Origin of the sequence: Streptomyces sp. NPDC002574 (genome assembly GCF_042889545.1) — a bacterium.
GTDB lineage: Bacteria > Actinomycetota > Actinomycetes > Streptomycetales > Streptomycetaceae > Actinacidiphila.
The window spans coordinates 137,886-150,612 of sequence record NZ_JBIARB010000006.1; the positions used below are offsets into that span (position 1 = coordinate 137,886).

Genomic DNA, 12,727 nt, shown 5'->3' on the forward strand with positions numbered 1-12,727 from the left:
CGGACGAGGGAGCGGGCAGGCGGCGGCCGTCATCCCGGGATGATCAGCTCGATGCCGTAGGCCGCGACCGCCAGGCACGCGGCGAAGCACAGCGCCGCCGAGCCGAGGGCGACCCCGCGGTGGACGTTCCGCGTTCCCTCCGGCCCGCTCGCGCCCTCCGGCCCGCCGCCGGCGCGGCCCCAGGCGGCGATGCCGAGCGAGAACATCACGACCACCAGGATCGTGATGCCCAGGCTGGCACCGAACACCGAGCCGAGACTGCCCCACTTGATGTCCACGCGTCGCTCCTCGCCGCTCAGACGGCCGACCGCTGCGCGGCCTCCGGCACCCGCGGGCGGTCCTCGTTCACGTTGTCGGGGGTGACCGGCCTGCGCCGGGACAGGACGTAGAAGCCGGTGGCGGCGGCCAGCGCGGTGCCCGCGACGAGCGCGACGCCCATGTCCCCGTGGCCGGCGACCCAGGCGGCGAAACCGCCCACGGCGGCCGCCGCGGGCAGGGTGAGCACCCAGGAGACGGCGATGCGCCCGGCCACGCCCCAGCGCACCTCGGCGAGCTTGCGGCCCAGTCCCGCCCCGAGGATGCTGCCCGTGCAGACCTGGGTGGTCGACAGCGCGAAACCCAGGTGCGATGACGCGAGGATCACCGCCGTCGCGCTCGTCTCGGCCGCGAAACCCTGCGGGGCCTGGATGTCGGTCAGCCCCTTGCCCATCGTCCGGATGATCCGCCAGCCGCCCACGTACGTGCCCAGCGCGATCGCCAGACCCGCGCTCAGCACCACCCACCACGGAGGCCCCGCACCGTGCGAGAGGAGACCGGCGGAGATCAGCGTCAGCGTGATGACGCCCATCGTCTTCTGCGCGTCATTGGTGCCGTGGGCCAGCGCCACGAGCGAGGCCGAACCGATCTGGCCCGCGCGGTAGCCGCGGTCGACCTCACGGCCGGACGTCCGCCGCGTGATCACGTAGGCGAGGTAGGTGGCCAGCATCGCCACCACGCCGGCCACGATCGGCGAGGCCACCGCCGGGACGACGATCTTCTCCACGACCTCGGCGACGTTGACCGCGGACCCTCCGGCGCCGACCCACACCGCCCCGATCAGCCCGCCGAACAGGGCGTGCGAGGAGCTGGACGGCAGCCCCACGAGCCAGGTGAGCAGGTTCCACAGGATCGCGCCCACCAGCCCGGCGAAGATCATCACCAGCGACACCTTGCTGTCGTCGACGATGCCGTTGGAGATGGTCTTCGCGACCTCCGTGGACAAGAACGCGCCCAGCAGGTTCAGCGCTCCGGCGATCGAGACGGCGACCCGGGGTGTGAGCGCGCCCGTGGCGATCGAGGTCGCCATGGAGTTGGCGGTGTCGTGGAATCCGTTGGTGAAGTCGAAGGCGAGTGCCGTGACGATGACCACCACGAGCAGGAACGTGACAGAGCCCACCGGGGACCTCCCGCCCGGTGCCGCGAGGCGGACCGGGCCCTTTGTGCTGATGTCGCGTCGGGATTTCACGCTAAGCGGCTGGCCTGCGGGCCGCACCGCCCGCGCCGCCATACGGGGACCGCGCCCACGTCCGTGTCTCCGTGGACGTGTACGGGGCCGGGTGCGATGTCAGTGGCCCCTCCTACGCTTCCGGCCATGAGCAGATGGATGGGGAACACCCAGGTCCTGGCGGAACAGGCCGCTCTCCACCAGGCCCTCGCCGAGCGCGGCGATCTGCCGGAACTGTCGCGCGCCGTCATGAGGGCCGCCTGCAACAACGGCTCCATGACGGGTGTGGGGTCCGAGAACATGGAGCTCCTGCGGGCGCTGCCCGACAAGGACCGGCTGGAACTCGGCGGCATATGGGCCCGTTGGTACGCCCACGTGGAAGAGGACTGGTCGGCCGAGGAGTTCAGGCGGGACCGGGAATACCTCCGCACCGAGTTGCTCACGGTCGCCTCCGGAGTCGTCCGCGGCCTCGACGGGGACCTGCTGGCCGCCGAACGTCAGGAAGAACTCTCCCGGTTGAGGGACCAGTGGTTCGTCTGGTCGGGCCACCGGATCTGGGAACTGGCCGAGGCGGAACTGGCGGCCGGGCGTACTCCCGACACCGCCGTCCTGGCAGCCTTCCGGCGCACCGGCGCGGCGGCGAGTGTGCCGGGCTCCCGTCGCACGTTCGCGGCGGCGAACGGCACGGAACCCGGAATGCGGAAGCTGCTGGCTCATTGCCCCGGCCCGGCGCTCAATCCGGGTGAACCGTGGGCCGACGCGGCCCTCAGGACGGCTGCTGCCGGAGGAGAACCGTGGCAGCGACTGCTGGAGCACCCGGCCCCCGCGACGGCCGGCGCGCCGTCGGCGAAGTGGAGACGGACCGGATCGGCCCTTCTGGACGCCGTCGGCCCGGAGGAGGCGCGACGGGCGCTGCACCGGTGGCTGGAACTGGCCCACCTGGATCGAACCGTCCCGCTTCTCGGCCATCCGCACCTCCGGTTCGACGTGAACACGTGCTTCGACCCCCACAACTCCCATGTACTGCGCGGACTGGCGTGGATGCTCTCCTTCCTGCCGCCGCAGCCCGACACCGCCCGTGCCCTCGCCGGTCTCGTCGAGACCTCCTTGGACCACCGGTCGGGCACCGCTCCCCGATCACCCCACGTGGCCGAGGCAGGCGTCGCGGCGCTGGGCCTGCTCGGGGACCGTGCGGCGCGGGCCGAGCTGGAGACCCTGAGCCGATGGGTCACGCACGAGGGCACGTCCCGGCGGGTGGACAAGGCCCTCGCGTTGCCCGGCGGGTAGGGCACGGCGAGGAGGGCGCCGACCCCGCGACGCGCGGGCGCGGGGCGTGCGCCTGTGCGTGAACTCGACCAGCCGACCTCGATGCCCACGTAGTCGTCCGGTCGAGCGCGAACGGCGCGAACACGCCGCCGCGACCGAACGGTTGCGGGCCACAGAGCCGGGGCGGAGCGGCAGTCGGGCGAAAACCGATGGCGTCCGCCGGGGCCGCGGAGGCAGGATCCCCGCATCATGAACACCACCCCGACCACCACGCCCCCGCACCGCCGGATCAGAGCCGCGCACACCACCGACACCGTGACGGTGTACCAGGCGTACCGTCCCGAGATCGGCGACTACGCCGCACGGCACGGCCGCTTCCCCGCGAGCTGGAGCCGGTCGCGCATGACGTGGATCAAGCCGTCGTTCCTGTGGATGATGTACCGCAGCGGATGGGCGGGCAAAGGGGGCCAGGAACGGGTGCTCGCCCTGGACATCAGCCGCGAGGGGTTCGAGTCCGCGCTGCGGGGGGCGTGCCTGTCCCACTACGACCGCAGGACGTACCCCGACCGCGCGGCGTGGGCCGAGCGCCTGGGTGCCACCTCGGTCCGCGTCCAGTGGGACCCCGAGCGCGACCTCGGCCTGCGCCCGCTGCCGTACCGGTCCCTCCAACTGGGCCTCACCGGGCGGGCGACCAAGGACTACGCCGACCACTGGCTCCGCGCTGTCCGTGACGTCACCGGCCTGGCGCACGCCGTCCGCGACCTGGTGCGCTCGGGCGACACGGCGGGCGCGGCCGCCCTGCTGCCGGCCGAGCCGCCGTACCCGCTCGACGCGGCGACCGCCGCGGCGATCGGCGCGACGACGGAACTCAGCGCGCGTCCAGCTCCGCGATGAGCCGCTTCGGTGCGATGACGCGGTAGCTCTCCTCCACCCACTCGCACAGCACCTCCGCGGCCGGAGTGCCCTCGGCGAACGGGACGGAGACCCAGCCCGCCCTGCCGAGGCCGTAACCGCTGGGTTCGGCGCCGGGCACGGTCAGCGCGTGCGCGTGGACCTCGGGGTCCGTGAGCTTCACGCCGATCCGGGGCGGGTGGCTGCCGTCGCCGACGCCGAGGAAGACGAAGACCTTCTTGTTGACCTTCACGACGCTCTCGCCCCAGGGGAACTCCTCCCCGGCCCCGGGCAGGGCGAGGGCGAACGCGCGGACCTTCTCCCGGACGTCGAGCGGATCGGGGGCGACGGGCACGGGGGCCTCCTCGGGGACGATCGGGCGGCGTCAGCCCGATCGTAGGCGCGGAGCGGGGTGCGGCGCCGACAACATCACCGGCGAGGTCCGGACGCCGCGGAGGCGGGCGAGTCAAAATCCGCCGCGCAGCGCCCCGTCCAGGACCGCCGACCACTGGCGGACGATGCCCGCGCGCCGGGCGCTGTCGTCGCTGAGCAGATTGGCCAGCCCCAGCCCGCGCGCCATGTCCAAGGTGGCCTGGACGGTCTCGCGCACCCCGGGCACGGACTCGTCGGCGCCGAGCATCTCCACCGCCAGGCGGTGCGCCTCGCGGCCGATGCGGGACTCCAGGGCGGTGACGCGGGGCCGCAGCTGCTCCTCGTTGGCCGCCGCGATCCACAGGTGCAGCGCGGCGCGGAAGATCGGGCCGGTGTACAGGTCGACGACCAGCTCGACGACGCCGCGGGTACGGGGCACGCCCTCGTCCGGCAGGTCGAGGGTCCGCTCGCGCAGCGCGACCAGCCACTGCTCGGAGACGAACTCGATCGCCCCGGTGAACAGGTCCTCCCGGGTGGGGAAGTGGTGCTGTGCCGCTCCCCGGGAGACACCCGCGTGCTCGGCGACGACGGCGACCGTGCTGCCCGCCCAGCCGCGGTCGGCCAGGCAGGCGACGGCCGCCTCCAGCAGCCGCTGCCGGGTCGCGCGGCTGCGGTCCTGCTTGGGTACGCGGGCGCTCACAACGCCCATGGCGCCGCCCGGCGTTCGAGGAAGGCCCGCATCCCCTCCGCGGCCTCGGGCGAGGCGAACAGCCGGGCCGACCGCTCCGTCAGCGCGTCCGCGTCCCGGTCGAAGGCCCGCAGCACCTCCGCCGTGGTCAGCGCCTTGGACTCCCCGAGCCCCTGGGGCGAGCCGGCGCGCAGGCCCGCGAGGATGCCCTCCAGCGCCTCCTCGGGGGCGGTGACCAGGCCGGTGCGGACGGCCTCCGACGCGTCGAAGACCTCCCCGGTGAGGTAGTAGCGGGCCGCGGCCCTCCCGTCGAGCCGCGGCAGCACCGTCAGCGAGATCACGGCGGGGGCGAGGCCGAGTCGCGCCTCGGTGAAGGCGAAGCTCGCCCCGGGCCCCGCGACCGAGAGGTCGCAGGCCGCCAGCAGCCCGAGTCCGCCCGCGCGCACGTGCCCGGTCACCCTGGCCACCACCGGCTTGGGCAGCTCCACGATCGACCGCAGCAGGGCGACCAGCCGGCGCGGGCCCTGCGCCGACGTCGCCTCCTTCAGGTCCGCCCCGGCGCAGAAGGTGCCGCCGGTGTGCGTGAGCAGCACCGCACGGGTCGCCGGGTCCTTGCCGGCCCGCGCGAGCGCGTCGGACAGCTCGTCCACCATGCGCGCGGACAGCGCATTGCGGTTGGCGGGGGAGTCCAGGGTGAGTGTGGTGATGCCCCGCTCGTACGCGGAGCGCACCACGGGTGCCGAATCGTCGGCCATCAACTGCCGCCCCTTTCGCGGGCGCGGAGTTCGCGCCGCAGGATCTTTCCGCTCGCGGCACGCGGAATCACGTCGGTGAACTCCACCCGCCGCACCTTCTTGTACGGGGCGACCTGCGCCGCCACGTGCGCCATCACGTCGTCCTCGGTGAGGGGGCCGCCCTGCTGCGGGACGACGTACGCCTTGGGGATCTCGTTGCCGTCCTCGTCCAGGACGCCGATGACGGCCGCGTCGGCGACCCGGGGGTCGGTGAGCAGCACCGCCTCCAGCTCGGCGGGCGGCACCTGGTAGCCCTTGTACTTGATCAGTTCCTTGACCCGGTCGACCACGTGCAGCCAGCCGCCCTCGTCGACCCGCCCGACGTCACCGGTGTGCAGCCAGCCGTCCTCGTCGACGATGGCGGCCGTCTCGTCGGGCCGCCCCAGGTAGCCCTTCATGACCTGGGGGCCGCGGATGTGGATCTCCCCGGTGCCGTCCGCCCCGGTTCCGCTCTCGCCGTCCAGCGGGACGATGCGCATCTCGGTGCTGGGGACGAGCCTGCCGACCGTCCCCGCGGGCACGTCCCGCGCGTCCAGCGGCACCACATGGGTCCCAGGTGACAGTTCCGTCATCCCGTACGCCTGCAGGAGGGGCGGCAGGCCGAGCCGCTCCGAGCAGGCCCGCGCCAGATCCGCGTCCAGGGGCGCGGCCGAGCACATCACGTACTCCAGGGAGCTGAGGTCGTGCCCGGCCACGGCCGGGTGCTTGGCGAGCGCCAGCACTATGGGCGGGGCCACGTACAGACCCTGCACCTTGTGCGTCTCGATGGCGGTGAGGAACTGCTCCAGGTCGAAGCGCGGCAGCACCACCACGGTGGCGCCCTTGCGCAGGGGGAGGTTCATCAGCGCGGTCAGGCCGTAGATGTGGAAGAACGGCAGCACGGCCAGGATGCGGTGCCCCGGCTCGGTGGACAGCATCGGGTCGAGCTGGGCGAGGTTGGTCGCGATGTTGCGGTGGGTCAGCATCACGCCCTTGGGAATGCCCGTGGTGCCCGAGGAGTACGGCAGCGCGGCCAGGTCCTCGGCAGGGTCGAGGGCGATCGCGGGCTCGGGCGCGGTGGAGGCGAGGAAGTCCAGGACCGAGCGGTGCCCGTCGGCGGTGTCGCAGACGAAGATCTCCCGCACCCCGCCCGCCTGTTCCGCCGCCTTGCGGGCGGTCTCCAGCAGCGGCGAGACGGTGACGATCCACGAGGCGCGGCTGTCGCGCAGCTGTCGCGCGAACTCCTCGGCGGTGGCGAGCGGATGCACCGTGGTGACGGCCGCCCCGGCACGCGTGGCCCCGTAGAACACCGGCGGATAGGCGACGGTGTTGGGGCTGTGCAGTGCCAGGACGTCCCCCTTGCGCAGCCCGGCCTCCGCGAGGGCGGCGGCGATGCGCCGGGTGAAGGCGTCGAGCTGCGTGTAGGTGAGGGTCGTGCCGTCCACGCCGTCGATCAGCGCGGGCCGTTCGCCGAACTCGGCGGCCCGGCCGAGCACGGCCTCGTGGATCGGCAGGTCGATGGCGGGAACCGCGGGGTACTCGCTGTGGAACACGGCCGGCTGTGCCATGACCGCTCCCCCTCCTCGATAGGACGTGCTCAGTAGGACTTGGGCAGGCCCAGCGTGTGGTGCGAGACGTAGTTGAGGATCATCTCCCGGCTGACGGGCGCGATGCGGCCCACGCGGGACGCCGTCAGCATCGAGGCCAGACCGTACTCGGTGGTGAGGCCGTTGCCCCCCAGTGTGTGCACGGCCTGGTCCACCGCCCTGGCCCCCGCTTCCGCCGCGGCGTACTTGGCCATGTTGGCGGCCTCGCCGGCGCCCGCGTCGTCGCCGCTGTCGTAGAGGAAGGCGGCCTTCTGCATCATCAGGCGGGCCAGTTCGAGTTCGATGTGCGCCTGCGCCAAAGGGTGGGCGATCGCCTGATGCGCGCCGATGGGCGACTGCCACACCTGCCGCGTACGGGCGTAGCCGACCGCCTTCTCCAAAGCGTAGCGGCCCATGCCGATCGAGAAGGCGGCGGTCATCACGCGCTCGGGGTTCAGCCCCGCGAACAGCTGCAGCAGGCCCGCGTCCTCGTCGCCCACCAGGGCCTCGGCCGGCAGCCGCACATCGTCCAGGAAGAGCTGGAACTGCTTCTCCGGGGCCGTCAGTTCCATCTCGATCTGCCGGAACTCGAAGCCCGGCGTCTCGCGCGGGACGATGAACAGGCACGGCTTCAGCCGGCCCGTACGGGCGTCCTCGGTGCGGCCCACGACGAGCGTGGCGTCGGCGATGTCCACGCCGGACACGAAGACCTTGCGGCCGGTGAGCAGCCAGTCCGATCCGTCGCGGCGCGCGGTGGTGGTCAGCCGGTGCGAGTTGGAGCCCGCGTCCGGTTCGGTGATGCCGAAGGCCATGCGGATGGACCCGTCGGCCAGCCCGGGCAGCCACTGCCGCTTCTGCTCCTCGGTGCCGAAGCGCGCGATCACCGTGCCGCAGATCGCGGGGGAGACGATGAGCAGCAGCAGCGGGCAGCCGGCCGCGCCCAGTTCCTCCAGGACGATGGCCAGTTCGGCCAGCCCTCCGCCCCCGCCGCCGTACTCCTCCGGCAGGTTGACGCCCAGGTAGCCGAGGGCGCCCGCCTCCTGCCACAGCTCGTCCGTGTGCTTGCCCTCCCGGGCCGCCGTGGCGAAGTAGTCGCGCCCATAGCGGCGGCCGAGGTCGGAGACGGCCTTGCGCAGGGCGCGGCGTTCCTCGCTCTCCACAAGGGCGTTGTCGAAGGTGCCTGTCGGTCCGTTCGCAGCGGTCATCCCGCTCATGCCGGGTCCTCCTCCTGAACGACGGCCAGTACGGTCCCGACGTCGACCTGACGGCCGACCTCGGCGTGCAGTGCGGTGAGCACGCCGTCCGCCGGGGCGGCGACACGGTGCTCCATCTTCATGGCCTCCAGCCACAGCAGCGGCCGGCCGGCCTCCACCTTGTCGCCGACGGCCACGTCCGCGATCCGGACCACGGTCCCCGGCATCGGCGCCAGCAAGGAGCCCGGCGCGATCCTGTCCACCGGATCGGGGAAGCGAGGCAGCGCGGTGAAGCGGTGCGCGCCCAGCGCGCCGTCGACGTCGACCTCGTCCCCGTACACGGCGATCTCGAAGGTGCGGCGGATGCCGGAGACCTCCAGCACGACCTCGCCCGCCGCCGCGGACAGCAGCCGCACGTCCGGGTGCCCCTCGGCGGTCAGGCCGCCGCGTCCCAGGCGGTAGCGCACCTCGTGCTCCGTCCCGTCGGGCTCGGCGCGGTACGTCTTGCGCTGCGGCGCCGAGGGCACGTTGCGCCAGCCGCCCAGGGCGTGCCGCCCGGAGGCGTCGGCCAGGGCGGCGGCCAGCGCGGCCAGCCCTGCCGTGCCGGGGTCCGCGGCGGCGGCCGGCCCGAGCCGGCCGAGGAAGGCCGTGGACAGCCGCCCGGCCACGAAGTCCGGGTCGCGCAGCACGCGCACCAGCAGGTCGCGGTTGGTCATCAGGCCGTGCACGTGGGCGCGTTCCAGGGCGCCGGCGAGCTGCCGCAGGGCCCGTTCGCGGGTCGGTGCGTGGACGATCACCTTGGCGAGCATCGCGTCGTAGTGCACCCCGACCCGGTCCCCGTCGGTGAAGCCCGCGTCCACGCGCAGTCCGGGCATCGCGGGAAGCCGGAAGCGGCGCAGGACGCCGGTCTGCGGCTGCCAGTCGCGCGCCGGGTCCTCCGCGTACAGGCGGGCCTCCACGGCGTGCCCGAAGGGCCGCGGGGGAGCGGCCGGCAGCCGGCCGCCCTCGGCGACGTCCAGTTGCAGGGCGACGAGGTCGATGCCGAAGACGGCCTCGGTCACCGGGTGCTCCACCTGGAGGCGGGTGTTCATCTCCAGGAAGTAGGGGCGGCCGTCCGCCGACACCAGGAACTCCACGGTCCCGGCACCGGTGTAGTCGATGGCCCGGGTCGCCGCCTCCGCGGCCTCGTGCAGGGTGCGGCGCAGGTCGTCGCCGATGCCGGGGGCCGGGGTCTCCTCGATCACCTTCTGGTGGCGGCGCTGCACCGAGCAGTCGCGCTCGCCCAGCGTCCACACGGTGCCGTGCGCGTCGGCCAGCACCTGGACCTCGATGTGGCGGCCGTCCTCGACGTACGGCTCCAGGAAGACCTCGTCGTCGCCGAAGGCGGACAGCGCCTCCGCGCGGGCGGCGGCCATCTCCTGCTCCAGAGCGGCGGCTTCGCGCACCACGCGCATGCCGCGTCCGCCGCCCCCGGCGGCCGCCTTGACCAGGACCGGCAGGTCGTCGGGGCCGGCCTCCAGCACCGGGACACCGGCCTGGGCCATCAGTCGCTTGGCGCGGGTCTTCGAGCCCATCGCCTCGATGGCCTCCGGGGCCGGGCCGATCCAGGTGAGGCCCGCGGCGATCACGGCCCGCGCGAACTCGGCGTTCTCCGACAGGAATCCGTAGCCAGGGTGCACGGCGTCCGCGCCGGCCGCCAGGGCGGCCTTCACGATCAGGTCGCCGCGCAGATAGGTGTCGGACGGGGCGTCGCCCGGCAGGCGCACCGCGGCGTCGGCCTCCCGGACATGGGCCGCCCCGGAGTCCGCGTCCGAGTGCACGGCGACCGTGGCGATGCCCAGGTCGCGGCAGGTGCGGAAGACGCGGCGGGCGATCTCGCCCCGATTGGCCACCAGCACTGATGCGATCACGGTCACGCTGCCCCTCACATCCGGAAGACGCCGAAGCCGCCGCGCGCGCCCTCGACCGGTGCGCTGTGGATCGCCGACAGGCACACGCCGAGCACCGTGCGCGTGTCGCGCGGGTCGATCACCCCGTCGTCGTACAGCCGCCCCGAGAGGAACATCGGCAGGGACTCGGACTCGATCTGCTGCTCCACCATGGCGCGCAGGCCCGTGTCGGCCTCCTCGTCGAAGGGCAGGCCCCTGGCGGCCGCCGACTGCCGCGCCACGATCGACAGCACGCCCGCGAGCTGCTGCGGGCCCATGACGGCGGACTTGGCGCTGGGCCAGGCGAACAGGAAGCGCGGGTCGTAGGCACGGCCGCACATCCCGTAGTGCCCGGCGCCGTAACTGGCACCCATGAGCACGGAGATGTGCGGGACCCGCGAGTTGGACACCGCATTGATCATCATGGCGCCGTGCTTGATGATGCCGCCCTGTTCGTACTCGCGGCCCACCATGTAGCCGGTCGTGTTGTGCAGGAACAGCAGCGGGATGTCGCGCTGGTTGGCCAGCTGGATGAACTGCGCCGCCTTCTGAGACTCCGCGCTGAACAGCACCCCTTGTGCGTTGGCGAGGATGCCGACGGGATAACCGTGCACCTGGGCCCAGCCGGTGACCAGGCTGGTCCCGTACAGCGGCTTGAACTCGTCGAACCGTGAGCCGTCGACGACGCGGGCGACGACCTCGCGCGGGTCGAAGGGGGTCTTCAGGTCGCCGGGGACGATGTCCAGCAGTTCGTCCTCGTCGTGGAGCGGCGGGTCGTAGACCGCGGCCGGGGCGGGTCCCTCCTTGCGCCAGCCCAGCCGGGCCACGACGCGGCGGGCGGTGCGCAGCGCGTCCGGCTCGTCCAGGGCGAAGTAGTCGGCCAGCCCGGAGACACGGGCGTGCATGTCGGCGCCGCCCAGCGACTCGTCGTCGCTCTCCTCGCCGGTCGCCATCTTCACCAGCGGCGGGCCACCGAGGAACACCTTGGAGCGCTCCTTGACCATCACGACGTGGTCGGACATCCCGGGCACATAGGCGCCGCCCGCGGTCGAGTTGCCGAAGACGACCGCCACCGTGGGGATGCCGGCCGCCGACAGCCGGGTCAGGTCGCGGAAGAGCGCGCCGCCCGGGATGAAGATCTCCTTCTGGCTGGGCAGGTCCGCGCCGCCCGACTCCACCAGGTTGACCAGCGGCAGGCGGTTGGCGAGCGCGATCTCATTGGCACGCAGCGCCTTCTTCAGCGTCCACGGATTGCTGGCGCCGCCGCGCACGGTCGGGTCGTTGGCCGTGATCACGCACTCGGTGCCCTCGATGACCCCGATGCCGGTGACGAGGGAGGCGCCGACCGGGTAGTCGCTGCCCCATGCCGCCAGCGGCGACAGCTCAAGGAACGGCGTGTCCGGGTCGAGCAGCAGCTCCACCCGCTCGCGTGCGGTCAGCTTGCCCCGGCCGCGGTGCCGTTCGACGTACTTGGGCCCGCCGCCGGCGAGCGCCTTCTCGTGCTCGGCCTCGATCCCGGCGAGCCGCTCCAGCATGACCGCCCGGTTGTCCCCGCTCATGCGGTGACCCCCTGTTCCGGTGTTCCCGGTGTTCCCGGCTGTCCCGGCTTGCGTCCCTCGCCGGGCGGCCCGGCGAAGGCCTGCGCGATGTCCAGCCAGCGGCCGGCGTCGGCGCCCTCGGCGCGCAGCGCCAGGTCGTCGCGGTGCCGGCGCCGGGTGGCCAGCAGGCACAGGTCGAGGGCGGGGCCCGTCACGCGCTGGGCGGCGTCCTGCGGCCCGAACGCCCACAAGGTGCCGTCCGGGGCGGTCAGTTCCACCCGGAACTCCTCGGCGGGCGGGGTGAGCCCGTTGACGGCATAGGCGTAGTCCCGGGCCCGTACGGCGATCCGGGCGACGTGCCGCAGCCGTGGTGCGGGCTCCCGCCGCACCCCGAGGGCGTCCGCCACGTCCTCGCCGTGCGCCCAGCTCTCCATCAGCCGGGCCGAGCCCATCGAGGCGACTCCCATGGGCGGCCCGAACCAGGGCAGGCGCGCGCCTGCCGGCTGTGCCCGCAGGGCCTCCTGGAGGGCGTTCCGCCCGGCGCGCCAGCGCTCCAGGAGCTCGACGGGCGGCAGGGCCGCACCCTGCTCCGCGCCCTCGTCGACGAAGGTGTCGATCGCGGCCGCGGCCTTCTCGGCCTCGGTCCCGAAGCCGGCCGGGTCCGTCGCGGCGAGCAGCGCCTGCCGGTCCGTCCAGGCCAGGTGCGCGATCTGATGGGCGATCGTCCAGCCGGAGGCGGGCGTGGGCAGGGCCCAGGCGGCCGCCTCCAGCGGGGCCACGAGTGCGTCCAGCCCCTCGCTCTCGTCCCGCAGATCGTCCAGTACGGGTGTGGGGTCGGACACATGTCCCCCTGGTTGACGCAGCGTCAGCGTTGCCGTGCGCGTCACAGGCTGGCACCGCCCGGGGAAACAATCAAGCGTGCTTGCATGATTTTCGGACCGGAGCAGCCGAAAAACTCCGGGGCCGCCCCGCGTGACAGCGGAGCGGCCCCAAAAGGCGTGGACGCCGG

At 73.3% G+C, this 12,727-nt stretch carries 12 protein-coding genes; 2 read left to right on the forward strand and 10 right to left on the reverse strand.

What is annotated here, in order from left to right:
* Positions 1-29 precede the first annotated feature (29 nt).
* On the reverse strand, positions 30-278 hold the full coding sequence (locus ACFYXS_RS15760; RefSeq protein WP_389248225.1) for a hypothetical protein: 249 nt from the start codon (positions 276-278) through the stop codon (positions 30-32).
* A gap of 17 nt (positions 279-295) precedes the next feature.
* Positions 296-1,435: an anion permease gene (locus tag ACFYXS_RS15765; protein ID WP_389248227.1), complete on the reverse strand. Its 1,140-nt coding sequence runs from the start codon at positions 1,433-1,435 to the stop codon at positions 296-298.
* A gap of 195 nt (positions 1,436-1,630) precedes the next feature.
* Here ACFYXS_RS15765 and ACFYXS_RS15770 point away from each other — a divergent pair, with 195 nt between their 5' ends.
* Both ACFYXS_RS15770 and ACFYXS_RS15775 read left to right on the forward strand, forming a co-directional pair.
* Positions 1,631-2,770: a hypothetical protein gene (locus ACFYXS_RS15770; protein WP_389248229.1), complete on the forward strand. Its 1,140-nt coding sequence runs from the start codon at positions 1,631-1,633 to the stop codon at positions 2,768-2,770.
* 228 nt (positions 2,771-2,998) lie between these two features.
* Positions 2,999-3,643 carry a DUF4291 domain-containing protein gene (locus ACFYXS_RS15775; protein ID WP_389248231.1) on the forward strand — a complete coding sequence of 215 codons (645 nt, stop codon included), beginning with the start codon at positions 2,999-3,001 and terminating at the stop codon, positions 3,641-3,643.
* Here ACFYXS_RS15775 and ACFYXS_RS15780 read toward each other — a convergent pair.
* From ACFYXS_RS15780 to ACFYXS_RS15815, 8 genes are all read right to left on the reverse strand, one after another.
* The gene (locus ACFYXS_RS15780) at positions 3,618-3,995 is read right to left on the reverse strand and encodes an MmcQ/YjbR family DNA-binding protein (RefSeq protein ID WP_389248233.1); all 378 of its coding nucleotides are present in this window, start codon (positions 3,993-3,995) and stop codon (positions 3,618-3,620) included. The genes ACFYXS_RS15775 and ACFYXS_RS15780 overlap by 26 nt on opposite strands.
* Positions 3,996-4,106: 111 nt before the next feature.
* Entirely contained in the window at positions 4,107-4,721 is a 615-nt protein-coding gene (locus ACFYXS_RS15785) for a TetR/AcrR family transcriptional regulator (protein ID WP_389248235.1), read from the reverse strand.
* Entirely contained in the window at positions 4,709-5,455 is a 747-nt protein-coding gene (locus tag ACFYXS_RS15790; protein WP_389248237.1) for an enoyl-CoA hydratase family protein, read from the reverse strand. The genes ACFYXS_RS15785 and ACFYXS_RS15790 overlap by 13 nt, the downstream gene beginning before the upstream one ends.
* On the reverse strand, positions 5,455-7,041 hold the full coding sequence (locus tag ACFYXS_RS15795) for a 4-coumarate--CoA ligase family protein (RefSeq protein ID WP_389248239.1): 1,587 nt from the start codon (positions 7,039-7,041) through the stop codon (positions 5,455-5,457). The genes ACFYXS_RS15790 and ACFYXS_RS15795 overlap by 1 nt, the downstream gene beginning before the upstream one ends.
* 29 nt (positions 7,042-7,070) lie before the next feature.
* Positions 7,071-8,264 carry an acyl-CoA dehydrogenase family protein gene (locus tag ACFYXS_RS15800; protein WP_389248858.1) on the reverse strand — a complete coding sequence of 398 codons (1,194 nt, stop codon included), beginning with the start codon at positions 8,262-8,264 and terminating at the stop codon, positions 7,071-7,073.
* A gap of 5 nt (positions 8,265-8,269) precedes the next feature.
* Entirely contained in the window at positions 8,270-10,162 is a 1,893-nt protein-coding gene (locus ACFYXS_RS15805) for a biotin carboxylase N-terminal domain-containing protein (protein WP_389248241.1), read from the reverse strand.
* Positions 10,163-10,176: 14 nt separating this feature from the next.
* Positions 10,177-11,739: an acyl-CoA carboxylase subunit beta gene (locus ACFYXS_RS15810; protein WP_389248243.1), complete on the reverse strand. Its 1,563-nt coding sequence runs from the start codon at positions 11,737-11,739 to the stop codon at positions 10,177-10,179.
* Positions 11,736-12,560 (reverse strand): TIGR03084 family metal-binding protein, encoded by an 825-nt coding sequence (locus ACFYXS_RS15815; RefSeq protein WP_389248245.1) that lies wholly within the window; start codon positions 12,558-12,560, stop codon positions 11,736-11,738. Before ACFYXS_RS15815 ends, ACFYXS_RS15810 begins: the two co-directional genes overlap by 4 nt.
* Positions 12,561-12,727: the final 167 nt, after the last annotated feature.

Excerpts from the sequence above, each read along its gene's own strand:
- ACFYXS_RS15770 (WP_389248229.1), top strand. The coding sequence starts at position 1,631 with ATGAGCAGATGGATGGGGAACACCCAGGTCCTGGCGGAACAGGCCGCT.
- ACFYXS_RS15775 (WP_389248231.1), top strand. The coding sequence starts at position 2,999 with ATGAACACCACCCCGACCACCACGCCCCCGCACCGCCGGATCAGAGCC.
- ACFYXS_RS15785 (WP_389248235.1), bottom strand. The coding sequence starts at position 4,721 with ATGGGCGTTGTGAGCGCCCGCGTACCCAAGCAGGACCGCAGCCGCGCG.
- ACFYXS_RS15790 (WP_389248237.1), bottom strand. The coding sequence starts at position 5,455 with ATGGCCGACGATTCGGCACCCGTGGTGCGCTCCGCGTACGAGCGGGGC.
- ACFYXS_RS15795 (WP_389248239.1), bottom strand. The coding sequence starts at position 7,041 with ATGGCACAGCCGGCCGTGTTCCACAGCGAGTACCCCGCGGTTCCCGCC.
- ACFYXS_RS15800 (WP_389248858.1), bottom strand. The coding sequence starts at position 8,264 with ATGACCGCTGCGAACGGACCGACAGGCACCTTCGACAACGCCCTTGTG.
- ACFYXS_RS15810 (WP_389248243.1), bottom strand. The coding sequence starts at position 11,739 with ATGAGCGGGGACAACCGGGCGGTCATGCTGGAGCGGCTCGCCGGGATC.